Source organism: Azospirillum sp. UENF 112521, from assembly GCF_058780665.1.
Genome location: NZ_JBSNCI010000002.1, coordinates 2139227 through 2164792 on the forward strand (window position 1 = coordinate 2139227; position 25566 = coordinate 2164792).

General features: G+C 66.7%; 24 protein-coding genes and 3 tRNA genes. 10 read left to right on the forward strand and 17 right to left on the reverse strand.

Features of this window, described 5'->3' with window-relative positions; translation table 11 throughout:
- The first annotated feature begins 12 nt into the window (after positions 1-12).
- Positions 13-678 (forward strand): elongation factor P hydroxylase, encoded by a 666-nt coding sequence (locus ACWPN8_RS12460; RefSeq protein WP_109445782.1) that lies wholly within the window; start codon positions 13-15, stop codon positions 676-678.
- Between the two features lie 99 nt (positions 679-777).
- On the opposite strand, the gene ACWPN8_RS12465 is transcribed toward ACWPN8_RS12460, so the two are convergent.
- The 4 genes from ACWPN8_RS12465 to ACWPN8_RS12480 all read right to left on the reverse strand — a co-directional run bounded on the left by ACWPN8_RS12465 (position 778) and on the right by ACWPN8_RS12480 (position 5699).
- Positions 778-2475, reverse strand: a complete 1698-nt coding sequence (locus tag ACWPN8_RS12465) for a methyl-accepting chemotaxis protein (protein ID WP_492240958.1) — start codon at positions 2473-2475, stop codon at positions 778-780.
- Positions 2476-3098: 623 nt separating this feature from the next.
- Positions 3099-4043 (reverse strand): AEC family transporter, encoded by a 945-nt coding sequence (locus tag ACWPN8_RS12470; protein WP_109445777.1) that lies wholly within the window; start codon positions 4041-4043, stop codon positions 3099-3101.
- Between the two features lie 82 nt (positions 4044-4125).
- Entirely contained in the window at positions 4126-4794 is a 669-nt protein-coding gene (locus tag ACWPN8_RS12475; RefSeq protein ID WP_109445775.1) for an RraA family protein, read from the reverse strand.
- Positions 4795-5624: 830 nt separating this feature from the next.
- Positions 5625-5699, reverse strand: a tRNA-Gly gene (locus ACWPN8_RS12480).
- A 161-nt stretch (positions 5700-5860) separates the two neighbouring features.
- Between ACWPN8_RS12480 and ACWPN8_RS12485 the strand changes: the two genes are divergently transcribed.
- From ACWPN8_RS12485 to ACWPN8_RS12505, 5 genes are all read left to right on the forward strand, one after another.
- Positions 5861-6421, forward strand: a complete 561-nt coding sequence (locus ACWPN8_RS12485) for a prolyl-tRNA synthetase associated domain-containing protein (protein ID WP_492240959.1) — start codon at positions 5861-5863, stop codon at positions 6419-6421.
- Positions 6422-6605: 184 nt separating this feature from the next.
- Positions 6606-7559, forward strand: a complete 954-nt coding sequence (locus ACWPN8_RS12490) for a tetratricopeptide repeat protein (protein WP_492240960.1) — start codon at positions 6606-6608, stop codon at positions 7557-7559.
- Between the two features lie 58 nt (positions 7560-7617).
- Complete coding sequence (locus ACWPN8_RS12495) at positions 7618-8286, forward strand: LON peptidase substrate-binding domain-containing protein (RefSeq protein WP_109445769.1); 669 nt, start codon at positions 7618-7620, stop codon at positions 8284-8286.
- A gap of 27 nt (positions 8287-8313) precedes the next feature.
- A complete protein-coding gene (locus ACWPN8_RS12500; protein ID WP_109445767.1) occupies positions 8314-8544 on the forward strand; it encodes a Trm112 family protein in 231 nt (76 codons plus the stop codon).
- Complete coding sequence (locus tag ACWPN8_RS12505) at positions 8541-8939, forward strand: gamma-butyrobetaine hydroxylase family protein (RefSeq protein ID WP_109445765.1); 399 nt, start codon at positions 8541-8543, stop codon at positions 8937-8939. Before ACWPN8_RS12500 ends, ACWPN8_RS12505 begins: the two co-directional genes overlap by 4 nt.
- A 42-nt stretch (positions 8940-8981) precedes the next feature.
- Here the strand turns inward: ACWPN8_RS12505 and ACWPN8_RS12510 are convergent, their stop codons facing one another.
- The 4 genes from ACWPN8_RS12510 to ACWPN8_RS12525 form a co-directional block, all read right to left on the reverse strand.
- A complete protein-coding gene (locus ACWPN8_RS12510) occupies positions 8982-10496 on the reverse strand; it encodes a UbiD family decarboxylase (RefSeq protein ID WP_109445763.1) in 1515 nt (504 codons plus the stop codon).
- Positions 10497-10691: 195 nt separating this feature from the next.
- Entirely contained in the window at positions 10692-11414 is a 723-nt protein-coding gene (phbB, locus tag ACWPN8_RS12515; protein WP_063635164.1) for an acetoacetyl-CoA reductase, read from the reverse strand.
- A gap of 148 nt (positions 11415-11562) precedes the next feature.
- Entirely contained in the window at positions 11563-12738 is a 1176-nt protein-coding gene (locus tag ACWPN8_RS12520) for an acetyl-CoA C-acetyltransferase (protein ID WP_109445761.1), read from the reverse strand.
- A gap of 113 nt (positions 12739-12851) precedes the next feature.
- Positions 12852-14180, reverse strand: a complete 1329-nt coding sequence (locus ACWPN8_RS12525; protein WP_492240963.1) for an alpha/beta fold hydrolase — start codon at positions 14178-14180, stop codon at positions 12852-12854.
- Positions 14181-14771: 591 nt separating this feature from the next.
- On the opposite strand from ACWPN8_RS12525, the gene phaR reads away from it, so the two are divergent.
- Both phaR and ACWPN8_RS12535 read left to right on the forward strand, forming a co-directional pair.
- A complete protein-coding gene (gene phaR, locus ACWPN8_RS12530; RefSeq protein ID WP_109445757.1) occupies positions 14772-15422 on the forward strand; it encodes a polyhydroxyalkanoate synthesis repressor PhaR in 651 nt (216 codons plus the stop codon).
- Positions 15423-15629: 207 nt separating this feature from the next.
- On the forward strand, positions 15630-15848 hold the full coding sequence (locus ACWPN8_RS12535; RefSeq protein WP_109445755.1) for a hypothetical protein: 219 nt from the start codon (positions 15630-15632) through the stop codon (positions 15846-15848).
- Between the two features lie 39 nt (positions 15849-15887).
- Here the strand turns inward: ACWPN8_RS12535 and ACWPN8_RS12540 are convergent, their stop codons facing one another.
- The 8 genes from ACWPN8_RS12540 to ACWPN8_RS12575 form a co-directional block, all read right to left on the reverse strand.
- The gene (locus ACWPN8_RS12540; protein WP_492240965.1) at positions 15888-17078 is read right to left on the reverse strand and encodes a glutathionylspermidine synthase family protein; all 1191 of its coding nucleotides are present in this window, start codon (positions 17076-17078) and stop codon (positions 15888-15890) included.
- A gap of 425 nt (positions 17079-17503) precedes the next feature.
- Positions 17504-17884 (reverse strand): hypothetical protein, encoded by a 381-nt coding sequence (locus ACWPN8_RS12545; protein WP_492240966.1) that lies wholly within the window; start codon positions 17882-17884, stop codon positions 17504-17506.
- 281 nt (positions 17885-18165) lie between these two features.
- Positions 18166-18241, reverse strand: a tRNA-Ala gene (locus tag ACWPN8_RS12550).
- A gap of 38 nt (positions 18242-18279) precedes the next feature.
- A tRNA-Leu gene (locus ACWPN8_RS12555) sits at positions 18280-18366 on the reverse strand.
- Between the two features lie 120 nt (positions 18367-18486).
- Positions 18487-19428, reverse strand: a complete 942-nt coding sequence (locus tag ACWPN8_RS12560) for a methyltransferase domain-containing protein (RefSeq protein WP_247872927.1) — start codon at positions 19426-19428, stop codon at positions 18487-18489.
- A 212-nt stretch (positions 19429-19640) separates the two neighbouring features.
- A complete protein-coding gene (mepA, locus tag ACWPN8_RS12565; protein WP_247872926.1) occupies positions 19641-20621 on the reverse strand; it encodes a penicillin-insensitive murein endopeptidase in 981 nt (326 codons plus the stop codon).
- A gap of 157 nt (positions 20622-20778) precedes the next feature.
- Positions 20779-21912 carry an ABC transporter permease gene (locus tag ACWPN8_RS12570; RefSeq protein WP_109445670.1) on the reverse strand — a complete coding sequence of 378 codons (1134 nt, stop codon included), beginning with the start codon at positions 21910-21912 and terminating at the stop codon, positions 20779-20781.
- Between the two features lie 79 nt (positions 21913-21991).
- A complete protein-coding gene (locus tag ACWPN8_RS12575) occupies positions 21992-23785 on the reverse strand; it encodes an ABC transporter transmembrane domain-containing protein (protein WP_199237784.1) in 1794 nt (597 codons plus the stop codon).
- A gap of 233 nt (positions 23786-24018) precedes the next feature.
- On the opposite strand from ACWPN8_RS12575, the gene rpmE reads away from it, so the two are divergent.
- Complete coding sequence (gene rpmE, locus ACWPN8_RS12580) at positions 24019-24243, forward strand: 50S ribosomal protein L31 (RefSeq protein ID WP_012974887.1); 225 nt, start codon at positions 24019-24021, stop codon at positions 24241-24243.
- A gap of 119 nt (positions 24244-24362) precedes the next feature.
- Here the strand turns inward: rpmE and ACWPN8_RS12585 are convergent, their stop codons facing one another.
- Positions 24363-24791 carry a DUF1465 family protein gene (locus tag ACWPN8_RS12585; protein WP_492240968.1) on the reverse strand — a complete coding sequence of 143 codons (429 nt, stop codon included), beginning with the start codon at positions 24789-24791 and terminating at the stop codon, positions 24363-24365.
- Between the two features lie 264 nt (positions 24792-25055).
- Between ACWPN8_RS12585 and ACWPN8_RS12590 the strand changes: the two genes are divergently transcribed.
- Positions 25056-25544: an Hsp20 family protein gene (locus ACWPN8_RS12590; protein WP_109445664.1), complete on the forward strand. Its 489-nt coding sequence runs from the start codon at positions 25056-25058 to the stop codon at positions 25542-25544.
- Positions 25545-25566: the final 22 nt, after the last annotated feature.

Genomic DNA, 25566 nt, shown 5'->3' on the forward strand with positions numbered 1-25566 from the left:
CACATAGGCCTCATGATCCTGACCCCCATCGCCATCGACGACATGCCGAAGGCCATCGCGGCCTTCGACGCCCATCTGGACGGCCATGCGCAAGCGCGCGCCGCCTTCCGCCGGATCGCCGCGACCTGGCCCGTGCGGCCGGACGCCGAGCCGGGCGGTGGCGTCGACACGCCGGCCCACCGGGCGGATGCGGTGCGGCTGGCCCATGCCCACGGCATCGACACGCTGGACGAGCCGCCCAGCCGCTCCTTCATGTGGGACGGCAAGGTGATCCGCACCGATGTCGAAGCAACGGTGATCGTGCATGAGGTGGCGCACTGGCTGTGCGCGGCGCCGGAACGGCGGACGCTGATCGATTACGGCCTGGGTCCGGGCCCGGAGACCACTGCCCGCAAGGAGGCGCGCGCCGACAAGCGCCTGTGCTTCGAGGACTGCATGCATGAGGAGCAGCAGACGTCTCTGCTCGGCGTGCTGTGGGAGGTCGAACTGGGCCAGCCGGGGATTCTGGCTTTCCTGGAGCAGAACTGGATGGAGCATTGGGAGCGGTCGAGCACCGCCGCCTTCTTCATCCGCCATGCCGAGGAACTGTTCGCCCACGGCCTGATAGACGCCGACGGCCGGCCGACGACGGCACGCGCGTGGGCGGATGCGCGCAAGAAGGTGCTGGAGAGCGTCTGACGTCTCCGAAAAGGCTGGCAGCTGGACCGAAAAACGCCCTCTCCCACACAATGCGGGAGAGGGCGTTTTTCGTTTTACCTCACCGCCACACCCCCACCATCACGCCGCGGTGATGCGGGTGATGAAGGCTTCGATCTCATGGTCGAGGCGGTTGAAGCTGCGCGACAGTTCCTCGGTCGTGTTCTGCACCGATCCGGCGGAGTGGCCGGTGGTTTCGGCGGCTTGCTGGACCAGACGCATCTCCTGCATCACCGCCATGGTGTCGACGGCGGCACGCTGGGACCGGGCGCTGATGTCGCGGGTGGCGGCATCCTGCTCCTCCACCGCGGCGGCGACGGTGCCGAGGGACTCGTCGACCTGACGGATGGTGCCGACGATGGCGCGGATGGCGCCGACCGCCGCATGGGTCGCGGCCTGGACCGCGGCGATTTCAGCACCGATCTCCTCGGTCGCCTTGGCGGTCTGGTTGGCGAGGCTCTTCACCTCCTGGGCGACCACGGCGAAACCCTTGCCCGCCTCGCCGGCGCGCGCCGCCTCAATGGTGGCGTTCAGCGCCAGCAGGTTGGTCTGGCCGGCAATGGACTGGATGAGGCCGACGACCTCCTCGATCTTGCGGCTGGCTTCGCTCAGCCCCTGGACGATGCTGTCGGTGCGGCCGGCCTCATCCACCGCACCACGGGCGAGCAGCGCCGACTGGCTGATGGAGCGGGTGATCTCGTCGATGGAGGCGCGGAGCTGTTCGGCACCGGCCGCGACGCTTTCGACCTCGCTGGTCGCCTCCTGCACCGAATGGGCGACGCTGTCGCTGTGGTGGCTGGTCTGCTTGGCGTTGTCGAGCATCGAGTTGGCTTCGTTGCGCATCGACGTCGCCGACCGCACCACCTCGCCCATCATCGCCTTGACCGATGCCTCCAGGTCGTTGGCGAGCGCCGTCATCGCCTGCCGCCGCTCCTGCTCGTTGCGCAGGCGCATCGCCTCCTGCTCCCGCGAGAGTTCCTGCACGCGGACGGCGTTTTCCTTGAAGACCTGAACCGTGCGGGCCATCTGGCCGATCTCGTCGCCGCGCTCCGCAGCGGGGATGTCCGCCTCCAGGTTGCCGCGGGCCAGCCGCTCCATCACGTCGGTCAGGCGCACGATCGGGCGGGCGATGTTCATGCCGATGAACAGCGCGACGCCGACCGTCACCAGCAGGGCCGCCGCGGCCACCGCCATGAAGGCCTGGGTGGTGTTGTCGACCGATGCGTTGACCTCGGCGTAGGCGTCGGTCGACACCTTGCGCTTGTAGGTCAGATAGTCGCGGCTGGTTCCCTGCAATCGCGTATAGGCGGCCTGGACCTCCTGCAGGAAGTCCAGCGGATCGACGCCCATCTTCAGCAGGTCGAGGAAGCTGCCCACCTTCGCCAGATAGGTGGCGGCGTCGGCACCGAACCGCTCGAAGAACTTCGCCTCCTCGTCGGTGTCGGCGGTGGCGCCCTTCAGCGCCTCCGACTGGCCCTTCAGCTTGCCGAGCTGGTTGCTGAGGGCCTTCATCTCCTCTTCCACCGCCTTCGGCGAGGCGTTCGCGCTGCTGAGGATCACCGTCCGGTACATGCCGGCGTGGGCCACCGTCAGGGTGTCGGTCAGCCCCTGGATTTCCGCTTCCCGCGTGAAGGAACGGTTGAACAGGGCGTCGAGCAGCGTCGACTGCTGGGTGATCGCCGACCAGCCGAGCAGCGCGATCACCAGCATGCCGATGATCGCCGTCGTCGCCGGAATGGCCATCTTGACGGGGATGTGGAAGTTGTTGAGGAGGGTCATGGGGCACCTGCGTCGGCCGGCTGTCCGTGGCGCGAACGATCCGGTATGGCATTGGGGCGGAGGAACGTGCGGCGGCCGCGCGACGCCGCTCCGGTCGATGAAAGCCTGCGGGGACGGACTCCCGCGCCGGTTCCGGGAATGGCATCGAGGCGGCCTGCCCGCCGGCACGGCCATCGCTGCGCCATCTCACCCGGAAAATCTTTTGCAATGATTAACGCGCTTATTTTTATGCGAGTCTTTGATATGACACAATTGCTATCAATTTTCTTCGGTCCTGAAGCGTTCAGAGTCTTGAGCATACTATGATATGCGACAGAAGAGGCGGATTTATTGTTATCCGGAAAGATGCCGGCCAGTTCCCGCTGCCGAACCGGCGGCTTATCATATTCCGTGTTCTGGAAGATCAAGACACAGCCTTACCGATATCATGATGCTTAGAAATTCATACAATTAGAGGCTAACAGGATTTTTCTCTCCCATCAATGGCGGTAACAGCGGCCACACTGCCGCATGCGGCGTGGAACACGCCGCCGCCCCCTTCGGATGGATCGACGGACCCATCAAGTAAATTCAGCGTATTTGAAATTTCTCCGGCAATACCCGTGGGTCGTTCCGGTCCGGCGTCATCCTGCGGACGACACCATGAAGGCAATGGAGATCGACACCGGCGACAGCAGGGTTGAGATCAGCAGAGACATCGACACTACCTCGCGCCCGGCATTGTAGCGCTCCGCGAAAACATAGGCGTTGATGCCGATGGGCAAGGCCGCGGCGGTCACGGCCGGGGCGACCCACAGTGGCGGCAGGTCGAAGACCTGGGTGGCCAGCAGCCAAGTCAGCAGCGGGTGCAAGCCGGTCTTCAACAGCGCCACCACGGTGGCCGGCAGCACCGCGCCCGAGGCCGGGCTGAGCGCCAGCGACGCCCCCAGCGTGAAACAGGCACAGGGAAGAACCGTCTGCGCCATCATGGTGAAGCTCTTCATCACCATGGGCGGGATCGCCAGATGGATCAGATTGGCGGCCAGCCCCAAAATGACCGACACCACCAGCGGGCTGGTCAACGTCGCCTTGGCGGCGTCCAGCGTCGCCTTCACCGGCCGCCCGGTCCGACCGTTGCGCGCCGATCGCTGGGTTTCCGCCAGCATGGTGGCCGAGGTGAACAGCAGGGGCGATTGGAAGACGATCAGCAGCATCACCGGCACCGCCACGGTCGGCCCATAGGCCTCCATGATGATCGGCGATCCCAACAGCGCGATGTTGGAAAAGGAACTGGCAAGGCCGATGGGAGCGATCTGCTCCCGCCGGCCGGCCATCCGCATCCACAGCCCGCCGACCAGGAAGACCGCGACCGCCGCGATGTAGAAGGAGCCCAGCACCGCCCATTCCAGCGGGTCCGGGATGTCCGCCCGCGCCATGTTGGAGAACAGCAGCGCCGGCAGCGCATAGATGCCGAGGAAACGGGAAAGCCCCTGGACCATCGCAGTGCTGAAGCCACGGTAGCGCGCCGCCCAGAAGCCAAGGGCGATCAGGCCGAACATCGGCAGGACGATCTGGAAAATCAGCGACATGGACTCGGCACCATGGGGGCGGGGTCGGCAGCGGCCGGCAGTACGGCCGACGATGCGGGGGCTTTCCTTTACACGGTTCCGCTCAGTCGGCGGGAACGATCTCCAGCGGCGGGACGCCCAGCACGTCCACCAGGGTGGCGCCGGCCTCGATCTGCTCGGTCCATCTGCGCTCGCGCTCCAGCAGGGCGAGGCTCTGGGTCAGGGCGGCGTCGGCGAAGGCCAGCGGCACCACCACCACGCCATCCTCGTCACCCAGGATCAGGTCGCCGGGATTGACCGGCACGCCGCCGATGGCCGCAATGACGTCCATCTTGCCGCCGAAATTCTTGTGCGGGCCGCGGGCCACGGCACCCTTGGCGAAGACCGGCAGGCCCAGCCCGCGGATCTCGTGCAGGTCGCGGACAGAACCGTCGACAACCAGACCGCCCAGCGCACGCCGCTTGCAGCAGCGCACCACCCATTCGCCGGCCAGCGCCACGTCGTCCAGGCCGCCGCCGGCCACCACCACCACGTCACCCGGTTCCGCCAGGCTGACGGCGTGGTGAACCATGCTGTTGTCGCCGGGCATGGTGACGACGGTGCGGGCCTGACCGCAGATGCGCATACCGGGGACCATCGGCTTGATCCGCGAATCCATGCTCTGACACCGGTTCATCGCGTCGGAGGCGACACTGCTGGGAACCGACGACCATTTGGCGAGGGCATCGGTGGACAGCCGGGGATAGTCGACAAGATAGCGCTGCATAGCCATGACGGTTTCCTTTCCTGGTATCTGGGTCTTGGTATCCGGGCTTCGCATCCGGGTCGGGAGGTCGGGGTCGAAGTCCGGAGAGGCGGAGGTCGGCAGAGGCCCCCGGTGAGGGACCGTCTCTCGAGTCCGGCGAGGTTGGACGGAGGTGGGGCGGGGGCGGAGCCGAACGGTGCTTTCAGCCATCCCGAATTCCTGCGCCGAATTCCTGCCGGAACCACGGCGGTGAAGCGGTGCCGGCCGGGCGAAGGCAAATGGCCGGAGCATCCTTTCACGGGAATGTTTCTGAATTTTGACCCGATTTTCCGCAGAGTGTTTTCGTTCGCTACAACCCCCGGAGCCTTAGACGCTATTTATTTAGATTTTGAAGTGTACCTTCCCATGCGGTCATACGCAAGGAGGTTGACAATCTGTAAATAGGTCATAGGAAATTTTGCATCCCCTTTCGGGTTATACAAACACGGTGTACAGCCTAAACGAGAAATCATTGGAAAATCGCAACGGTCACTGACAACGGGCACAACTGCGGCCATGCTGGACGGCCTTTGGCCGGAATGGGAGGAACATCATGCTGTTTCACTCCGACCAGCCGCCTACAATTGTATGATGATCGGGCTTTGACTTGCCGCAATTGAAAGCTGAAAGAATGAGATGGATCGTCGATCCCGCCGGTCAGCGATCCCATGGGCGATCATCCCCCCACGGAGGGCTTGTGGACCGCAAGCCGGCAAGTCCGGATGGACTGAAAACAGGGGGGAGAAAATGCGAAAGGCCGGCACCCGAAGGTCCGGCCTTTTGAAATCGCATACTCCAGCTTGAAGTCTGGAGGAAATTGGAGCGGGCGAAGGGATTCGAACCCTCGACCCCAACCTTGGCAAGGTTGTGCTCTACCCCTGAGCTACGCCCGCGCTCCATTCCATCGTCCGGCGTTTCATCGGTTCAGACCGTTGTCGCTGCCGTCCGGCGGTGTGCGGCGGACTATACTCATCGGCCGACGCAATGCAAGGGCCTTGTTTCAGTTTTTTTCACCGGCTGGACGATTTTCCGCGCACCCGGTACAAGGTCTGTCATGGACACCGCATCGACCTCCCGTCCGGACGCCTCCCTTCCCGATGGGGACGCGCCGCTGCCGACCTCGCCGGATCAACTGCTGGCGCGGCTCGACGCGCTGGGCATCCAGGCGACCACGCACAGCCACCCGCCACTGCACACGGTGGAGGAGAGCAAGGCCCTGCGTGGCGCCCTGCCCGGCGGCCATTGCAAGAACCTGTTCCTGAAGGACAAGAAGGACCAGCATTGGCTGGTGGTAGCGCTGGAGGACGCGAAAATCGACCTGAACCGGCTGGACAAGGCCATCGGGTCGGCGCGGCTGTCCTTCGCCTCGGCGGAGCGGCTCTGGCGCTTCCTCGGCATCCGGCCGGGATCGGTCACGCCCTTCTCCCTGGTCAACGACACCGGACAGAAGGTGCGCGTGGTCCTGCAGCAGGCGATGATGGAGCATGACCTGCTGAACTATCACCCGCTGCTGAACGACCGCACCACCGCGATCCGGCGGGACGATCTGATGCGGTTCATCCGCGCCTGCGGTCACGAACCGGCGGTCGTCGAGTTCGGCCGCACGCAGGAGTGACGGGCCGGCGCCTCTCCGCAGCGCCTGTCCACACAATGCTTGCCCACGCAATGCTTGCTTGAGCCGCCCTGCGCGCTCACATATGTCGCCAACGATGAGGATCCGGGCCGGCCGGATCGGCAACTCCATGGCCCACCGGGATGTCCTAATGGGCCAGGCATCACCAACGGGACCGAAACACGCCATGTTCTCCATGCCCCCCGCCAATGGCTCCAAGCCCGCCGCTCCTGCCGGTGCCGCCCCCGGTGCCGCTGAGATCGTCAAGGACACCACCGACCGCGCCTTCATGGCCGACGTGATCGAAGCCTCGCGCGATGTCCCGGTGATCGTCGATTTCTGGGCGCCCTGGTGCGGCCCCTGCAAGCAGCTGGGCCCGATCATCGAGAAGGTGGTGCGCGCCGCCAAGGGCGCGGTCCGTCTGGTGAAGATCGACACCGACGCCAACCCGATGATCGCCTCGCAGCTGCGCGTGCAGTCGATCCCAGCGGTCTATGCCTTCTTCCAGGGTCGCCCGGTCGATGGCTTCATGGGCGCCGTGCCCGAATCGCAGGTGAAGGCCTTCGTCGACAAGCTGGTGGCGCTTGCCAAGCAAGCCGGTGTCGGCGGCGACGACATGCTGGAGGAGGCCTTCGCCCAGGCCAAGGAGATGCTGGAGGGCGGCGACCTGCAGGGCGCGCTCGACCTCTACAGCCAGATCCTGCAGGCCGAGCCGGAGAATGCCCAGGCCTATGCCGGCATCGTCCGCTGCCTGATCGCCGCCGGCGACTTGGAGAACGCCAAGCAGATGCTGGCCCAGGCTCCGGAAGCCGTCGCCAAGGATAAGGAGCTGGCCAATGTCCGCGCCGCTCTCGACGTGGCGGAACAGGCCGCCAACGCCGGCCCGATTCCGGAGCTGATGGAGAAGGTCGCCCACGACCCGAACGACCATGCCTCGCGCTTCGACCTCGCCATGGCGCTGTTCGCCGCCGGCAAGCGCGAAGCGGCGGTGGACGAGCTGCTGGAGATCTTCAAGCGCGACCGGACCTGGAACGACGACGGCGCCCGCAAGCAGCTGGTGAAGTTCTTCGAGGCGTTCGGCCAGACCGACCCGCTGACGGTGAAGACCCGCCGCCGCCTGTCGACCATGATGTTCAGCTGACGCTTTTTCCGAAAAAAGGACGGCTGTTCCACCGGCGAAGGGGTTCTATCTGATTGGCATGACCAGAAACCCCTTCGACCCCGAGTTCAGCCAATTGCCGGCGATGATGCCGATCTTCCCGCTGGCCGGCGTCCTGCTGCTGCCGCGGGCGCGGCTGCCGCTGAACATCTTCGAGCCCCGCTATCTCGCCATGGTCGAGGATGCGCTGGGCAGCGGCCGCATGATCGGCATGATCCAGCCCCTCGACCCCGCCGGGCGGGAACGCGAGCCGGCCGTCTATTCCTGCGGCTGCGCCGGCCGCATCACCAGCTTCTCCGAGACCGACGACGGCCGGTGCCTCATCACCCTGACCGGGGTCGCCCGGTTCGAGATCGGGCGGGAGGTGGAAGGTGCGCGCGGCTATCGGCGGGTCGTGCCCGACTGGCGCCCCTTCCGCGCCGACCTGGAACCCGAGTCCTGCGGCGACATCGACCGCACCCGGCTGCTCGGCGCCCTGAAGACCTATTTCCGCGTCCAGGGCCTGTCGGTCGACTGGAAATCCATCGAATCGACGCTGGACGAACGGCTGGTCAACTCGCTGGCGATGATCTGTCCCTTCACGCCTGGTGAAAAACAGGCGCTGCTGGAGGCGCCGACCCTGGCGGACCGTGGGAAGCTCTTGATCGGGCTGGTCGAGATGGCCATTCTCGACAGCCATGACGGGGACGGTCCGCCGCCCAAGCATTGATTCCTTCCAATCACCACGAGACACGACATGGCGACGCCCGAGGACAAGAGCAGCGAAGCGAAAACCAACGCCCGCGTCGATCCGAAGCTGCTGGAGATCCTGGTCTGCCCGCTGACCAAGGGTCCGCTGCGCTATGACGCCGAGCGTGCGGAGCTGGTCAGCGAGCGTGCCGGTCTGGCCTATCCGATTCGCGACGGCATCCCGATCATGCTGATCGACGAGGCCCGCAGCCTGGACAAGGCGGGGGCGGCGCGATGAGTGCAGGGGCCGAGACAGGAGACGGGTTCGGCACGGTCCACTGGCCGACCGAGATCCGCCTGAAGAAGGAGGAAAAGCGGCTGGAGGTCGATTTCGACGACGGCCGGACCTTCTCCTACCCGGCGGAGTTCCTGCGCGTCGTCAGCCCCTCCGCCGAGGTGCAGGGCCACAACCCCAGCCAGAAGCAGACGGTGGCCGGTCGCCGCCATGTCGGCATCATGCGGCTGGAGCAGGTCGGCAACTATGCCATCCGCATCGTCTTCGACGACCTGCACGACAGCGGCATCTTCACCTGGAAATATCTCTACGAGATCGGCACCGAACAGGAAGCCCTGTGGGCCGAGTATCTTGAAGAGTTGCAGTCCAAGGGCCTGAGCCGCGACCCGCGGCGCTGATGGACTCCCTCTCCCGACCCAGGCCGGGAGAGGGTGGCCCGCTCATTTCTTCCAGATCGGCTTTCCGCTGCCCGGCAGTCCGTACAGGTCCCATTTCCGGCTGACCGCGTCGACGACCTCCTCGGTCATGTGCAGCTTCTCGCCCCACTCGCGCTTGGTTTCCGGCGGCCATTTGTTGGTGGCGTCGAGGCCGACCTTGCCGCCCAGCCCCGATTCCGGGCTGGCGAAGTCGAGATAGTCGATAGGCGTGCCTTCGATCACCGTGATGTCGCGGGCCGGATCCATGCGGGTGGAGATCGCCCACATCACGTCCTTCCAGTTCCGCGCGTCGATGTCGTCGTCCACGACGATCACCCACTTCGTGTACATGAACTGGCGCAGGAAGGACCAGACGCCCATCATCACCCGCTTGGCATGGCCGGGATAGGCCTTCTTCATGCTGACCACCGCGATGCGGTAGGAGCAGCCCTCCGGCGGCAGCCAGAAATCGACGATTTCCGGGAATTGCTGGATCAGCAGCGGGATGAACACCTCATTCAGCGCCTCGCCAAGCACCGACGGCTCGTCGGGCGGCCGGCCGGTGAAGGTGGACAGGTAAATCGGCTTGCGCCGCATCGTCATGGCGGTGACGGTGAAGACCGGGAAGGGCTCGACCGAATTGTAATAGCCGGTGTGGTCGCCGTACGGCCCCTCGTCGGCATACTCGTCCAGGCTGACATGGCCTTCCAGGACGATCTCCGCCTGGGCCGGCACCTTCAACGGCACCGTCTTGCACTCCACCAGCTCCACCTTCTTGCCGCGCAGCAGGCCGGCGAACTGGTATTCCGACAGGGTGTCGGGCACCGGCGTCACCGCGGCCAGGATGGTGCCGGGATCGGCCCCCAGCACGACGGCGCAGGGCAGCGGCTCGCGCTTGCCGCTGGCGGCCCAGCGGTGATGGTGCTGGGCGCCGCCGCGGTGTTTCAGCCAGCGCATGATCGTCTTGTTCTTCCCCAGCACCTGCATGCGGTAGATGCCGAGGTTGAAATCATCCTCCCGCTTCCCCGTCGGCCCCTTGGTGACCACCAGCGGCCAGGTGATCAGCGGCGCCGGCTCGCCCGGCCAGCAGCTCTGCACCGGCAGGCGGCCGAGGTCGATGTCGTCGCCGGTCAGCACCACCTCCTGGCAAGGGGCCGATCCGACCGTCTTCGGCTTCATCGACAGCACGGTCTTGGCGAGCGGGATCAGCTCCAGCGCCTCGCGGAAGCCGCCCGGCGGTTCCGGCTGCTTGAGGAAGGCCAGCGTCTCGCCGACCGCGCGCAGCTGGTGCGGCTCGCGGTCCATGCCCCAGGCGACCCGCTCGACCGTGCCGAACAGGTTGACCAGCACCGGCATCTCCGAACGCGTGCCGTCGGCCTTGATGACATTCTCGAACAGCACCGCCGGGCCGTTCTCGGCCAGCAGGCGGGTTTGAATCTCGGTCATCTCCAGCACGCTGGACACCGGCTCCTTCACCACCACCAGCCGCCCCGCCTTCTCCAGCCGGTCGATGAAGTCGCGCAACGAGGTGTAGGGCATCGCAGGGTGTCCAATGTGGTGGTGCGTCCGAAATGGACGATAACCTTCAACTCGGCGGCCGGTCCGTCAAGTGCGGTGGAGGCTAATGCAAAAACAAAACCCCTTCCCCACCCCGGGTGGACCAGGGGTCCGGACAGGGGCGGGAAAGGGGCTTCGTCAAACCTCATGAACCAGGGTGCGAGACCCGGTCCGGGATCAGTACATGTGCTGGCCGCCGTTGACCGACAGGGTCGAGCCGGTCATGAAGCCGTTGTCGTCGTCGACGAGGTACAGCACGGCCTTGGCGATCTCCGACGCACGGCCGAGACGGCCGACCGGGATGCGGGCGACGATCTTCTCCAGCACGTTGGCCGGCACCGCGCGCACCATGTCGGTGTCGATGTAGCCCGGCGCGATGGCGTTGACGGTGATGCCCTTGGCAGCGCTTTCCTGCGCCAGCGCCTTGGTGAAGCCGTGGATGCCGGACTTCGCCGCGGCGTAGTTGACCTGACCGTACTGGCCGGCCTGGCCGTTGACCGAGCCGATGTTGACGATGCGGCCGAACCCACGCTCGCGCATGCCGTCGATGACGTTGCGGCACATGTTGAAGCAGGAGGAGAGATTGGTGTGGATCACCTTCTCCCACTGATCGTAGGTCATGCGGTGCATCACGCCGTCACGGGTGATGCCGGCGTTGTTGATGAGCACGTCGACCGGGCCCAGGTCGGACTCGATCGCGGCGATCCCCTTCTTGCAGGCGTCGAAGTCCGCGACGTCGAACTTGTAGGTCGGGATGCCGGTGCGGGCGGTGAATTCCTCGGCCGCCTGATCGTTGCCGGCATAGTTGGCGGCGACCTTGTAGCCGGCATTCTTCAGGGCGACGGCAACCGCCTCGCCGATGCCGCGGGTGCCACCAGTGACGACTGCAACACGAGCCATAGTTCTTCTCCCCAGATTTAGTGATGGTTGGTTGGTTTCTTTGACTTTTTATTGTTGGGCATGGGACTCCCTCCGCAGGTCCGGCGGATGTCCCAAGCCTTCGAGCGAAGCGGGCCGCTTCCGTTTCCAAAAGCGGCCCGTCCGGTCCTCAGTCGCGCTGGACGCAGAGGGCGATGCCCATGCCGCCACCGATGCACAGGGTGGCGAGGCCCTTCTTCGCATCACGCTTCTGCATTTCAAACAGCAGCGTGGTCAGCACGCGGGCGCCGGAGGCGCCGACCGGATGGCCGAGCGCGATGGCCCCGCCATTGACGTTGACCTTGCTGGTATCCCAGCCGAGGTCCTTGTTGACGGCCAGCGCCTGGGCGGCGAAGGCCTCGTTCGCCTCGATCAGGTCGAGGTCGTCGACGGTCCAGCCGGCCTTTTCCAGCGCCTTGCGCGAGGCCGGGATCGGGCCAGTGCCCATGATCGCCGGATCGACGCCGGCGGTCGCCCAGGAGACGATGCGGGCCAGCGGGGTGACGCCGCGCTTGGCCGCGTTCTCCGCCGTCATCAGAACCAGGGCGGCGGCGCCGTCATTGATTCCCGACGCGTTGCCGGCGGTCACCGTGCCGTCCTTCGAGAAGGCCGGGCGCAGCTTGGCCAGCGATTCCTCCGTGGTGCCGTGCTTCGGGTACTCGTCGTCCGAGACGACGACGTCGCCCTTGCGGCCCTTGATGGTGACCGGGACGATCTCGTCCTTGAAGCGGCCGGCCTTCTGGGCGGCTTCCGCCTTCTGCTGGCTGGCGGCGGCGAAGGCGTCCTGCTCCTGCCGGGTCAGCTGCCACTTCTGGGCGACGTTCTCTGCGGTGGTGCCCATGTGATAGCCATGGAAGGCGTCGGTCAGGCCGTCGCGCAGCATGGTGTCGAGCAGTTCGGCGGAGCCCATCTTGGTGCCGTTGCGCAGGTGCATGACGTGCGGCGCCATGCTCATGCTTTCCTGGCCGCCGACGACCAGGACATCGGCATCGCCGTTCTTGATCGCCTGATAGCCGAGCGCGACGGTGCGCAGGCCCGACCCGCAGAGCTGGTTGACGCCGACGGCGGTCGCCTCAACCGGGATGCCGGCGTTGACGGCGGCCTGACGGGCCGGGTTCTGCCCCTGGCCGGCGGTCAGGATCTGGCCAAAAATCACCTCGTTCACTTCCGCCGCATCGGTCTTGGCGCGGGCCAGCGCTTCGCGGATCGCGACCTCGCCCAGGACATGGGCGGGAACGGCGCTGAGGGCGCCGTTGAAGCTGCCGATGGGCGTACGGGCGGCACCGGCGATGACAACCTCGGTCATTGAACGCTCCTCGAAATAGGACAGTTTTATTATAGCGCTGGTGGGACGCTCGGAGTGATTCTTACCTTAAGTCGGGCAATATGATGGGTGCAAGCTGGCTGAAGGTCGCGGCGCTAACCTGTCGCAGCAAGCCATTCGGCCAGAGGATTCCACACTCCGGTTTCGGCACCGGCGCTCACCACCATACCGATATGGCCCAGCGGCGGCCTCAGGATTCTGGCGCCGGGAATCGCGGCGGGCAGCGCCAGGGCCGAGGCCGGCGGGACGATGCGGTCGCGCTCCGGGATGAGGGCGAGCGTCGGCACGCGGATGGCACCGGGATCGACCGGCAGCCCGGCGACCATCCAGGCCCCCGCCATCGTGTCGTTGCGCCCGTACCAGCCGGCCAGCGCGTCGCGCGCCACACCGGCCACCAGCGGCACCCCGTCGTTCAGCCAATCCTCCAGCGCGACGAAGGCGGTGGCGGCACGGGAGCCGGGCGCCATCCGGGCGAAGCCCGAGAATTTCTTCAGCGCCAGCAGCGGGTCGAGCTGGGCGAACAGCGCCTGCAGGGCGTCGGTCGGCAGTTCGCCCCAGCGGTCCAGCACCGGTCCCCAGGGCTGGATGAAGGTCGCCACCCGGCGGGCGGTCGCCGCATCCTCCGCATGGAAGTCCCAGGGCGTCGCCATCAGCCCCAGCCCGGCGAGCGAGCGCGGCCGGCGCTGCGCCAGCGCCGCGGCCAGCAGCCCGCCCATGCAGTAGCCGACGACCGGCACCGGCGCGCCGGCCGTCTCCACGGCGAAGTCCAGCGCGCGTTCCAGCCGTCCGGCGATGTAGTCGGTCAGGGTGAAGCGCCGCTCCAGCGGCCCCGGCCTGCCCCAATCGAGCATGAGCGGCCGGAAACCATGCGCCGCCAGCCAGCGCATCAGGCTCTTGTCGCGCGACAGGTCGAGGATATAGGCGCGATTGACCAGCGACGGCACGAACAGGACCGGCCGCCCGCCCCCTCCCTGGCCGTAATCAAGCAGGCGCGATCCGCCTTCCGTCCAGACCGCCGGCGGATCGGGCAGGTCGCGGCGGTAGGGGTGGCTGCGGTAGCGCTCGATCCCGGTCAGGACGGCGTCGATCCGGCGGCGAACCTCGCGGTCAACCTCCCTTGCCAGACGGTCGCCGGGACCTTGCGCCCTTTCCCACGTTCGGTTTTCCCACTTTTGGGCGCTCTGCAGCCGGTCCGCCCGCGCCATCTCCTCCCGAAGCGCCGCCGCCCGGCTCCGCAGGGCCGGGTTCCAGGGAAGCGAGCCGTTCCTCAAGTGCGGCAATGCGGCCGAGGAGCTGAGCAAGCTGGCCAGAGCCGCCGTCAGATGCAGCGCCAGCGGGCGCGGTCCCTGCCGTTTCACCGGTCCCGCTGCCGGATTGGGCGGAGCCTCGCCCGTCTGCCTGTCGTCCGCCAGACGCTCGCTCATCGGAAGGCTGTCCGTGTTGGGGGGAGCCGCTGTTCGGGAATGGCCAGGGGTGGGGGTCCCAGCCAGTGCCGGGCATGGAACCGCCGCCGAACGCACCGAACCCCGCCTGACCGAAGCCGAACGGCCCCGCCCCCTGCCCCATCATCTGGAACATGCGGGTCATCATGTCGGCCATTTCCGGATCGGCGGCGCAGGCCGTCCATTGGTCCTGCCACAGGTCCAGGTAGCGGCGCGCCAGCGTTTCGTAGGAAGGCGGGTCGGCGGCGGACGGATCGGAGGGTCGGTCTGGATTCGACGGGTCGGCCATGGCCGGAGTATAGGGGCCGCCGGGCCGGCTTGACCAGTCCGGCATGGCCCCTTACCTGACCTTTCGGGTATCGGCGGTAGGCAGCCGCTTGCGCACCGATCCTCCATCCGCACCACCGGGCCGGGCGCAACCGCGGCGCTATGCCGCGGCGCAACGCTGGACAAATTGCTATCCCTTCGAGTAGTCCTAATGACGGAACAATTTCCGCCGCCAGTCACGCGTGTTCCGGAACTCCATGACCTGGAACGTGACCTGGAACGCGTCCCTTCTTGAAAAACTCAGCGATGGCCGACAAGGAAGACCAGAAGTCCGCTCCGATCACGATCAAGAAGTACGCCAACCGGCGGCTCTACAACACCGCCACCAGCAGCTACGTCACGCTCGACCATCTCTGCCAGATGGTGAAGGACGGGCTGGACTTCGTGGTCTATGACGCGAAGACCGGGGAGGACATCACCCGGTCCGTTCTGACCCAGATCATCGTGGAAGAGGAAAGCAAGGGGCAGAACCTGCTGCCGATCAGCTTCCTGCGCCAGCTGATCGGCTTCTACGGCGACAACATGCAGTCCGTGGTGCCGCGCTATCTGGAATATTCGATGCAGGCCTTCTCGCGCAATCAGGAGCAGATGCGCGACTATTTCCAGAACACGCTGGGCGGCATGTTCCCGTTCGGCCGGCTGGACGAGGTCAGCAAGCAGAACATGGCGATGTTCGAGCGCGCCATGCGCATGTTCACCCCCTTCGGCACCCCCGGCGCCGGGGACGAGGTGCCCGGCGCGCAGCGCCCGGCCGGCCAGCCCGGTCAGGGGGGCAACGCCGCGCCCGCCGCCAATCCGGGCGGCGCCACCTTCGACGAATTGCAGAAGCGGATCGACGAATTGCAGAAGCAGATTGCCAGCATCGCCATTCCCGGCAGCAAGTCGGACACGAAGTGACGGGCAGCCGGAACCGTCCGGCAGATTAGGGTCCCGGTCGACGGGAGGCGAGAAAGGCGGGGTCATACCCCGCCTTTTTCATTGCGCATGCGGGATCGGGCGCGCAGGCTTTCCCCCGTGCATAGGGGGCACCTTCTCGTCCGCGGCGCCGGTCCGGCTGATTTTTTGGATCGACCGGCCCGTCCAACCGTCAGGAGGGAACCGACCATGACCACCGAACTGACCGTTTCGATCACCATGGCCAGCGACGATCCGCGCGAGGTCGCGCGGTTTGAAAACCTTCTGCGCGATTGGCTCAGCCATCAGCCCGGCGTGGCCGGCATGGCCATCGCCGACCGCGGCAACGATGCGGCGGCCGAAAGCATCTGGCGCGCCGCCCGCAAGGCGACCTTCGGCCCGGCATTGAAGAACCCGTTCGCGCCCTGATGGGTTGTCGGGACAGTCGCCGAAAAATCGGCCCCTAAATCAGCCTCTGAACAGGTGCGGGACCATCGCCGCGTCCGGCCCGACACCGGACCCCAGCCGCGGGTCGGTGGATTCCCGCACCGCCATGCCCAGGCACTTGTCGCCGACGATCCAGGCGTGCAGGACGGCGCGGGTGTCCTCCTCCCTGAAACAGGACGGGGTTTCCAGCCAGACGGCACCATGGGCCGCGACATCCTCGCCGATGTCCGGCCCGTCGTCGGCAATCACCTCCCCATGCCGCAACATCCGGGTGGGCGCACCGTCCAGCCCGTGCAGGGCGCGCGCGGTCACCATCTCGGCACCGGCCACGCCGCTGGGATCCAGCGCCGCACGGCACAGGTTCGGGTGGCGCGGATACAGGTGGGACAGCACCGCCAGCAGGCCGTGGTTCGACCACAGCCAGCACCACAGCGGCGACAGCACGCTCATGCCGCTGCTGCGCAGACGCTGGAGAAAGCCGTCGTCGGCCAGCCCGTCCCACGGATAGAGCTTCGCCAACCAGGAGATCGGCTGCCCCTCGTCGTCGAGGAAGCGGCGGCCGTCCCAGGCGATGGAATGGAGCGGCAGCAGACGGGTGTCGATGCCGGCCTCCGCCGCGGTGGCGGCGAGATAGACCAGTTCGCCCTCGCGCACCGGGTCGGGGGTGGCACAGGTCGCATGCATGCGGCCGCGGCCGGGCACGCCCGTCGCCAATTCCTCCCAGCGCTCCACCAGCGCCTCGTGCAGGCCGTTGAACTGGTTGGCATCCGGCGCCATCGCCTCGCGCCAGTTGCGCTGGATCATCGAGGCGGCGAACAGCCCTTCGGTGGTGTCGTAGTTGCACCCGAGCAGCTTGACGCTGTCTCGCCCGTCATAGGCCAGCGTCAACCGGCCGGCCAGCCCACCTGCCCGTTCGTTGCGCCGTCCGCCGGCCCAGTAATCGACCCAGGACGCCTCCAGCATGCGCGCCAGATCGCCACGGATGCCGAGGGAGGCGAACAGCTTGTGCTCCATCACATGGCGCACGGCGACGGCGATCATGCTGTGCAGTTCGTCCGCCACGCTTTCGATCAGGTCGATCTGCGAGGCGGTGAACTCATAGACGGTGTCTTCCCGCCAGCCTGCCCCGGCCGACATGGCACGCACACCATAGGGGAATTTGCGGAGACCCGGGCGCCAGTCGGCCCGCGGCTTCATCGTCGTCCTGCGCATGCCGCCCCGACCGTCAGTGCCGGCAAGCCGCGCGGCACGTAGCCGAGGCGCGGCATATGAAAAGCCACAGGGAAAAGGTGACGGGCGGCAGGCTGGTCAACTGTCCACTGGTCAACGGTCAACTCCGGGGGAGGCCAATCCGACGCAGACGCGGATGCTCGCGACGCAATCGCTGCGACGCAAGCGCAGCCTTGCGTATGTAGCCTGCCGCGCCGCAGCGCGCCAGCACGCATCCGCAATAGTCCTCCCCAAGTGCGCGCACCGCGGCCGCATGAGAGGGGCCGCATGGGACTGGGGTCAGCCACGGACCCTACTCCGGGGCGCCTGCCGCGCAACTCCGGCCGCTGCGGTGAAAGGCAGCGGCGGCCCCTTGCCGGCGGGAACCGGTCGCCGGCACGGGACCGCTGCCTGTCAGCCAGCGCGCGTCAGATCAGCGGCGCCGACGGATGCCGTGCCAGCGAGCGCATCGCCCACAGGGCCAGACGGCCGCGGCGCGGCTTCATCGCAGCAACCGCCCGATGCAGCGACGGCAATGGCGGAACCGCCGACAGGCCGGGAACCAGCACCGGGCCATCGTCACGCGAGCCGCCCATGCGCTGGAGACGGCGGGCCGACAGCACGATGCGCAACACCTCTTCCTCGGACAGGCTCCGGCGGGCCGGGCCGGACGCGAGGCTTGCGGCCTCGCTCAAGGCCGCCCGTTCGGCCAGCAGCCCGGTCAGGCCCTTGGCAGCCGCCGTCAATGCAGCTTCATCGTAAAGGGCGAGGACAAGCGTCCTCAACCCGTGTTCCATCCGTGTGGACATGGTGGGCGCTCCGGAAAAATCGGAATGGCGTGCGATGTGGGTGCGTGTTTGCGTCGAAGCGTGCAGAAGAGAGTTTGCGGTTCGACAGGCGCGATTATCCGTGCGCGGCACCCGTTCGGCCATGCGCCCCAAGGTGGTAACACCCTGTCTGCGCCTTCCTGATGCGGAAAGGCCACAGTGGCTGTACCGATAAAGATCCCGGCTGGTTCGGCTCGGATCTGGATGAATTTTAACGATCGGGGATTGGCCGGGATTTTCCCGCCCCGGCAGACGGAAGAGAATGGTGGAGCCAAGGAGGATCGAACTCCTGACCTCTACAATGCCATTGTAGCGCTCTCCCAGCTGAGCTATGGCCCCACTATACTTCTCTTACTCTTCACCAACACTGAAAGTGTTGGTGCGCTTGGAGGGACTCGAACCCCCACGGCCTTTCAGCCACTAGGACCTGAACCTAGCGCGTCTACCAATTCCGCCACAAGCGCATCCGCGTTTCTTGGGGTCACGCGGGGCGCTCTATGTACCCAGGGCAGCCGCCGCGCTCAAGTAAAAAAATGCAATCGCGCAAAAGTTTTTCGGGAGACACGGCCGGGAGCTGACGCCCCCTACTCCGCCGGCTTGATCGCATAGAAGCGGTAGACCCGCACGCCGGCCTCGATGGCAGCGACGCGGCGGGCCCACAGTTCGACCTCCTCCATCACCGCCAGCTTGGTCGGGGTGTCGAGCTGGAATTTCTCCAGATGCTCGACCAGCCCCTGGATGGCGGACAGGATCAGGCCGCGGTGGGTGTCGGTGATGTCCTCGGCGATGCGCAGGTCGAGGTTGCGCTGGGCGAACGCATTGGCCATGCGGTCCTTGGGCCAGAGGTTCGGGGTCAGCGGCTCCTTGTCGCACCAGCTCTGCACCGCCTTGGCGCCCATTACATCCGCTTCGGCGATGTAATCTGTGATCAGCAGATGGCCGCGCGGCTTCAGCGCCAATTCCATCCCGTCGAACATCTGCTCCTTGTCGCGGACGAAGAACAGGCCTTCCTTGTAGACGATGGCGTCGACGCGCTTGGGATAGCCGAAATGCTCCGGATTGAAGGTCTCGACCGGCGCTTTCTTCTCCAGCCCCAGCTTGAAGGAGCGGACCATGCCTTCCTTCGCCAGCAGCTCCGACGCCTCCAGCCCGGTGACCCAGCAGCCGTATTTGCCGGCCATGGTGCGGCTGGTGCCGCCCAGCCCGGCGGCGAGATCCAGCACGCTCATCGCCGGGTTCAGGCCCAGCGGCTTGACCAGATAAGGGATGTGGTCGGCGCCGCCGGGGGTGTTGAAGCCCTCGCCCCACATCTTCTCGGCCACCTCGATGCGAGTGGCTGTCCACAGCGGCTTACCCCAGCGATTCATGCCTGGACCGGGAGCGGCGGGCTGCGGTTGCTCCGGTGCAGGCGCCGGCTCATCGCCTTTCTTCGCCTTCATGCCGGACAGGTCATAGCCTTCCCACCACGCGTACAGGCGCGTCTTCAGGCTCGGTCCGTGTCCGGACGCTCCGTCCTTGTCCGTCATTTCCGCATATCCGTCATCGCCGTGGCACCCCATCCGCCGAACGACTCCCGGTACCGCCGATCACCCCCGACCGGCAGCACCCGGCACAGCATCCCTGCGGTTGTCCGGCATGGACCGGACACACCATCCGCAAGAATCTGGCCAGTCTCAGGTTAGACGGACGCTAATTGCATGCAAGTGGAAAAATTTCTCCGCGGAAACACGCCAACCCGTCAGCGCGCGGCCTTGGCCGGCGCCGCGGCGGTATCGGCCAGCGACGCCATGCGGGTGCCTGCCGCGTTCAGCACAGGAGCGCAGGCTGCCGGCATCTTGCGGACCACCCGAGGCTCGGGCTTGTATCCCGGCGGATGCTCGATGGCGGGAGCGGCGCTGTCCAGCCAGGACATCAGCTCGTCCCCGCAGCCGTCGCCTTCGGGCTGGGCATCCTGCTGCTCGCACTGCGGACTGCCGGCGGGGCAGCCCAGCCGGATGTGCATGTGGCCGTCATGGCCGTGCCAGGGCCGCAGCTTGTTCAGGAAGCTGCGGTCGGCCCAGCTGCGCTGGCACATCGCCAGCTTGATCGCCGGATTGACGAAGATGCGGGTGACACGGGCATCGCTGGCGGCGATCTGGACCATCTTCGCCTGCCGGTCCGACCAGTCGCCGCTAACCCGCATGCGGTCGTAATCGACATATTTGATCTCGTCCAGCCGCTCGCGGCCGGAGCGGCCCATCGGCGGCAGATCCAGACGCAGCCAGACGTCGGCATCCAGGCCGATCTGGTGGCTGGCATGGCCCGACGGCATCGGCCCGCCACGCGCCTGTCCCATGTCGCCGATCAGCGCGGTACCCAGCCCGGCGAGCGCCACCCGCTGTCCGAAGTCGCGCAGCATGTCGACCAGCACCGGATGGCCGTAGTTGCGCTGGCGCGACAGGCGGATCACTTGATAACCGACACCCTCCGGCGGCAGGGCACGGGCTCCGGCGATGCAGCCGGCGGCATAACCGCCGATGGATTTGGCGGCCCCCAGCGAGGGGCCGGTCACCGCCCCCCAGGCGACGCTGGTGGCATAGGCCGGGATCGGCGCCGGCTTTTTCTTCCGGGACTTGGCGTCGGCCTCGCCCGCCGCCAGCAGCGCAACGGCCAGCCCGACGGCCAGCCCGACGTGGGCGACCAGTTTGCAGGCACGTCCGCCAAAAGCGCGAAAACCCATCTCTGCCCCCCGCATCGCCGTCGCCAGCACCGCCACTGTTACGGCTATAGCGGAGTCGTGGTTAAGGAATGATGGAGGAGGCACCCGGGCGGCACAACCGAACGGACAGGCGCAAAGCCGGGCCATCGGTGGTGCGCCCCATGGCGGTTCCTGCGGCTCAATCCAGCGTCTGGCGATAGCGTTTCAGCGCCACCACCGTGACCACCGTCAGGAACAGCGCCAGCGCCAGCACCTCCGCCGCGATCTCGGCCAGCCCGTTCCCCTTCAGCAGGATGCCGCGGACGATTCGCAGGAAATGGGTCAGCGGCAGGATCTCCCCCACCGCCTGCGCCCAGCCGGGCATGCCCCGGAAGGGGAACATGAAGCCGGAGAGCAGCATCGACGGCAGGAAGAAGAAGAAGGACATCTGCATCGCCTGCAACTGGTTGCGCGCCAGTGTGGAAAAGGTGAAGCCGACGGCCAGGTTGGCGGCGATGAACAGGATCAGCACGGCGGACAGCAGGCCCAGGCTGCCGACGATTGGCACGTCGAACAGCAGCCGCGCCGCCACGACGATCAGCAGCACCTGGACATAACCGACGACGACGAAGGGCACGATCTTGCCCAGCATCACCTCGAACGGGCGCACCGGCATCGCCAGCAGGTTCTCCATGGTCCCGCGCTCCCGCTCGCGGGTGACGGCGAGCGCCGTCATCATCACCATGGTCATGGTCAGCACCACGCCCATCAGGCCGGGCACCACATTGTACTGGGTGATGCCTTCCGGGTTGTAGCGGCGGTGGACGCGCAGTTCGACCGGGTCGGGACCGGTTCGCATGCCCGCCAGCGGACCGGTCAGGTCGGGGTTCAGCGCCTGGCGGGCGATGGCGGTCAGCGCCGACAGGGCGTTGCTGGTCGCCGCCGGGTCGGTGGCGTCGGCCTCCACCAGCAGGACCGGGCGGGTGCCGCGCTGGAGGTCGCGGGCGAAGCCGGGGGGGATGGTGACGGCGAACTGCACCTCCCCTTCCGCCAGCAGCCGGTCGATCTCGACCTCGGACGCGGCGCTGCGGGTGATGGCGAAGTAGCGGGAATTCTCCATCGCCGCGACCAGCGTCCGGGCGAATGGGCTGGAGTCGGCGACCAGAAGCGCGGTCGGCAGCGCCTTCGGGTCGGAGTTGATGGCGAAGCCGAACAGGATCAGCTGCAGGATCGGCACCCCCACCATCATGGCGAAAGTCAGCCGGTCGCGCCGCATCTGGATGAACTCCTTCACCATCACCGCCATCAGGCGGCCCGCCGATATCCGCGCCATCGCACTGCCTCATGGGGGCTGGGGATGGCGGCAAGGGTAGCGCGGTCGGCCGGAGGCGTCGATGCGCCCTTACGTCCCCCTACGCCACCCCGTCCGCGCGGTCGAACTGCAATGCCGCCAGCCTTGCATAGAGGCCGCCCTGCGCCACCAGCTCGCCATGGGTGCCGGTCTCAACCACGCGGCCCTTGTCCATCACCACGATGCGGTCGGCGTTCAGCACCGTCGCCAGCCGGTGGGCGACGATCAGCGTGGTGCGCCCATGCATCAGCCGGTCGAGCGCGTCCTGCACCATCCGCTCGCTTTCGGCATCCAGCGCGCTGGTCGCCTCGTCCAGCAGCAGAACCGGCGGGTCGCGCAGGATGGCGCGGGCGATGGCGAGACGCTGGCGCTGGCCGCCCGACAGCCGCACGCCCTTCTCGCCCAGGAAGGTGCCGAACCCCTCCGGCAGCGCATCGAGGAAGTCCAGCGCATGGGCGGCCTCGGCGGCGGCGCGCACCTCGGCATCCGACGCGTCGGGTCGGCCGTAGCGGATGTTCTCCCAGGCGTCGGCAGAGAACACCACCGGGTCCTGGGCGACGAGGCCGAGGCGTCGGCGCACATCCACCGGATCGGCGTCGCGCACATCGACGCCGTCGAGTCGCACCGAACCGGCCTGCGGATCGTAATAGCGCAGCAGAAGCTGGAACACCGTCGACTTGCCCGCCCCCGACGGGCCGACCAGAGCCACCCGCTCGCCCGGTTTCACATTTAGCGAGAAGCCTTCCAGCGCCGCCCAATCGGGGCGCGACGGGTAGTGGAAGCGGACAGCGTCGAAGGACAGCGCCCCTGCCGCCGGGCTGGGCAACGGCTTCGGGATGGCCGGTGCACGGATTTCCGACTCGACGGACAGCAGGCTGAAGAGACGCTCGGTGGCGCCGGCCGCGCGCTGGAGGTCGCCGATCACCTCGCTGATAGCGCCGACCGATCCGGCGACCACCACGGAATAGATGACGAAGGCCGACAACTGGCCCGGCGTGATGCGTCCCGCCACCACGTCATGGCCGCCGATCCACAGGATGATGCCGACCGCACCGAACACCAGGACGATGACGATCACCGTCATCACCGCCCGCACCCGCACGCGGCGGATGGCGACGTCGAACGCCTCCTCCACCCGTTTGCCGAACAGGGTGCGGTCGATGGCCTCATGGGTGAAGGCCTGGACCGTGCGGATGGCGGCCAGCGTCTCCTCGACGAAGGAACCGATGTCGGCGATGCGGTCCTGGCTGTCGCGCGACAGCTTGCGCACCCGCCGGCCGAAGAAAATGATCGGCGCCACCACCAGCGGGACCACCAGCGCCACCAGCCCGGTCAGCTTGGGCGAGGTGATCAGCAGCATGCCGGTACCGCCCAGGAACAGCAGCGCGTTGCGCAGCGCGATGGAGGCGGACGAGCCGACCACCACCTGCAACAGCGTGGTGTCGGTGGTCAGGCGCGACAGGATCTCGCCGGTCTTGGTCGTCTCGAAGAAGCCTGGCGACAGTGTCAGCACATGGTCGTAGACGGCGCGCCGGATGTCGGCGACCACCCGCTCGCCGATCCAGCTGACCAGATAGAAACGGCCATAGGTCGAGGCCGCCATCAGTGCGATCACCGCCAGCAGCACCAGAAGCGAGCGGTCGAGCAGCGAGGTGTCGCCGCCGGCGAAACCCTGGTCGATCAGCACCCGCATCCCCTGCCCCAGCCCCAGCACGGTGCCGGCGGCCACGGTCAGCGCCACCATGGCGCCCAGGATGCGCCACTTGTAGGGAAGCAGGAACGGCACCAGCCGGCGCAGGGGACCGAGGTCGCGGCGGCGGGCATCCGCCTCGCCACGGGCGGAGGCGGCGATCATGTCGGGGGAGGGTTGGCGAGCCACGCGGTTCCCGCTTGTCTGTTGGGGTTATTGATGCGGATCGGTGGCATATAGCGCGGTGCGGCGACGCCAACAAGGCGATGGACGGGCGAAACCGCCGCGGAAATGGCCTTGGAACCCGCCCGAGACTCCCCGAACAGGGCTCGATTCCGGGGTTGCACCGGCGAAGGCGTTTTGGTATAGACGCCGCTCGCTTTGCAGGAACCCCGGCCATGAAGACTGACATCCATCCCGACTATCACGAGATCACCGTGGTCATGACCGACGGCAGCTCGTTCACGACCCGCTCCACCATGGGCAAGCCGGGCGACACGCTGCGCCTCGACATCGACCCGAAGTCTCACCCGGCCTGGACCGGTGTGCAGAAGCTGCTGGACACCGGCGGGCAGATCGCCAAGTTCAACAAGCGCTTCGCAAACTTCGGCCTCAAGAAGTAAGCGTTACCGCACTTCTATCCTGCCGATGCGAAAAGGGCGTCCGACCGGTTCGGGCGCCCTTTTCGTTTGTGCTTTTCCGTTTGCGCATGGGGCGGTGGCTGCCTTCCCCCACCGCAAGCTTATCCGACAGCGGCGGCGGCGGCCTCGCGCTCCACATCGGCGCGGACCATGGCGTCGAGCCGGTGGACACGCATGTAGAGGCTGTGGCTGCGTTCCAGCAGGCTGCGCAGGCCGGACGGCAGTTCCTCGTTGTCGGGGCCGCTGGGATCGGAGCAGATCTCGCCGCCGGACAGGGCGAAATCCTCGCTCGCCGCCTGCTCCTTCGACATCTCGCCCGCGTGAACGGCCTTCTGCGCCAGCAGCCACGCCATCACCTGGGTCAGGCGGCTGGTCACCCGCATGGATTCGTAGGAGATCTGCAAGCGGACCTGCGGCGGCAGCTTCCGGTGCTCGGCCGCATCGTGATAGGCGATGTAATTCCGCGCCTCGATCAAGAGGGCCATGGTCTCGTCGTAGGGACCGTTGAAGAAGAAGGTGTGCAAAGTCATGGTCGTCGGCCCCCTCCCGCGGACTTACGGCCCTAGCGTGAGCCTTGCCGCAACTGATTAACAATTGGTGACTGGGCGGTACCCGGCAACCCCAGGCGGGGTCTGGCCGGCGTTTGTGCGACCGCCCTCTTGAACAGGGAAAAGCGTCGATTATCTCTCGCTCGTCAGGCGGATGCCCATACGGGGTCCGCCTCCAACCCCACCTTCGAGGACCGACCAGACCGTGGTCCTCGATGGCCGTATCGCTCTTTCGGAGGATATGTCATGCGTAGCTACGACCTTTCGCCGCTGTTCCGTTCCACCGTCGGTTTCGACCGCCTGTCGCGTCTGCTGGAGACCGCGACCACCGGTGACGAGGCGGCGTCCTATCCGCCCTACAACATCGAAAAGCTGAGCGAGGATTCGTACCGTATCACCATGGCCGTTGCCGGCTTTGGTCTGGACGACCTCAACATCGTCGCTCACCAGAACTCGTTGACCGTCACTGGTAAAGCTAAGAAGGACGAGCCGACCGGCCAATTCCTCTACCGGGGTATCGCCGGGCGCGCGTTCGAGCGCCGCTTTCAGCTGGCAGATTTCATCAAGGTGACCAGCGCGTCTCTTCAGAATGGCCTTCTGCACATCGAGCTGGCGCGCGAGGTACCCGAAGCGATGAAGCCGCGGAGCATTCCGATCGTCACCGCCGCCGGCAACCAGGCGGTGGAGGTCGAGACGCCCGCTCCGGCTCCCGCCCTGACCCAGCAGGCGGCCTGACGCCCTGACACGGTCCGTCCGC

Coding starts and splice junctions, on each gene's coding strand:
- phbB (WP_063635164.1), bottom strand. CDS start 11,414: ATGGCTCGTGTTGCAGTCGTCACTGGTGGCACCCGCGGCATCGGCGAG.
- ACWPN8_RS12510 (WP_109445763.1), bottom strand. CDS start 10,496: ATGCCCTACACCTCGTTGCGCGACTTCATCGACCGGCTGGAGAAGGCG.
- ACWPN8_RS12470 (WP_109445777.1), bottom strand. CDS start 4,043: ATGTCGCTGATTTTCCAGATCGTCCTGCCGATGTTCGGCCTGATCGCC.
- rpmE (WP_012974887.1), top strand. CDS start 24,019: ATGAAGACTGACATCCATCCCGACTATCACGAGATCACCGTGGTCATG.
- ACWPN8_RS12460 (WP_109445782.1), top strand. CDS start 13: ATGATCCTGACCCCCATCGCCATCGACGACATGCCGAAGGCCATCGCG.
- ACWPN8_RS12495 (WP_109445769.1), top strand. CDS start 7,618: ATGACCAGAAACCCCTTCGACCCCGAGTTCAGCCAATTGCCGGCGATG.
- ACWPN8_RS12500 (WP_109445767.1), top strand. CDS start 8,314: ATGGCGACGCCCGAGGACAAGAGCAGCGAAGCGAAAACCAACGCCCGC.
- ACWPN8_RS12575 (WP_199237784.1), bottom strand. CDS start 23,785: ATGATCGCCGCCTCCGCCCGTGGCGAGGCGGATGCCCGCCGCCGCGAC.
- ACWPN8_RS12490 (WP_492240960.1), top strand. CDS start 6,606: ATGTTCTCCATGCCCCCCGCCAATGGCTCCAAGCCCGCCGCTCCTGCC.
- ACWPN8_RS12560 (WP_247872927.1), bottom strand. CDS start 19,428: ATGACGGACAAGGACGGAGCGTCCGGACACGGACCGAGCCTGAAGACG.
- ACWPN8_RS12585 (WP_492240968.1), bottom strand. CDS start 24,791: ATGACTTTGCACACCTTCTTCTTCAACGGTCCCTACGACGAGACCATG.
- ACWPN8_RS12545 (WP_492240966.1), bottom strand. CDS start 17,884: ATGTCCACACGGATGGAACACGGGTTGAGGACGCTTGTCCTCGCCCTT.
- ACWPN8_RS12505 (WP_109445765.1), top strand. CDS start 8,541: ATGAGTGCAGGGGCCGAGACAGGAGACGGGTTCGGCACGGTCCACTGG.
- ACWPN8_RS12535 (WP_109445755.1), top strand. CDS start 15,630: ATGACCACCGAACTGACCGTTTCGATCACCATGGCCAGCGACGATCCG.
- ACWPN8_RS12525 (WP_492240963.1), bottom strand. CDS start 14,180: ATGAGCGAGCGTCTGGCGGACGACAGGCAGACGGGCGAGGCTCCGCCC.
- ACWPN8_RS12465 (WP_492240958.1), bottom strand. CDS start 2,475: ATGACCCTCCTCAACAACTTCCACATCCCCGTCAAGATGGCCATTCCG.
- phaR (WP_109445757.1), top strand. CDS start 14,772: ATGGCCGACAAGGAAGACCAGAAGTCCGCTCCGATCACGATCAAGAAG.
- ACWPN8_RS12485 (WP_492240959.1), top strand. CDS start 5,861: ATGGACACCGCATCGACCTCCCGTCCGGACGCCTCCCTTCCCGATGGG.
- ACWPN8_RS12570 (WP_109445670.1), bottom strand. CDS start 21,912: ATGGCGCGGATATCGGCGGGCCGCCTGATGGCGGTGATGGTGAAGGAG.
- ACWPN8_RS12520 (WP_109445761.1), bottom strand. CDS start 12,738: ATGACCGAGGTTGTCATCGCCGGTGCCGCCCGTACGCCCATCGGCAGC.
- ACWPN8_RS12475 (WP_109445775.1), bottom strand. CDS start 4,794: ATGGCTATGCAGCGCTATCTTGTCGACTATCCCCGGCTGTCCACCGAT.
- ACWPN8_RS12590 (WP_109445664.1), top strand. CDS start 25,056: ATGCGTAGCTACGACCTTTCGCCGCTGTTCCGTTCCACCGTCGGTTTC.
- mepA (WP_247872926.1), bottom strand. CDS start 20,621: ATGGGTTTTCGCGCTTTTGGCGGACGTGCCTGCAAACTGGTCGCCCAC.
- ACWPN8_RS12540 (WP_492240965.1), bottom strand. CDS start 17,078: ATGCGCAGGACGACGATGAAGCCGCGGGCCGACTGGCGCCCGGGTCTC.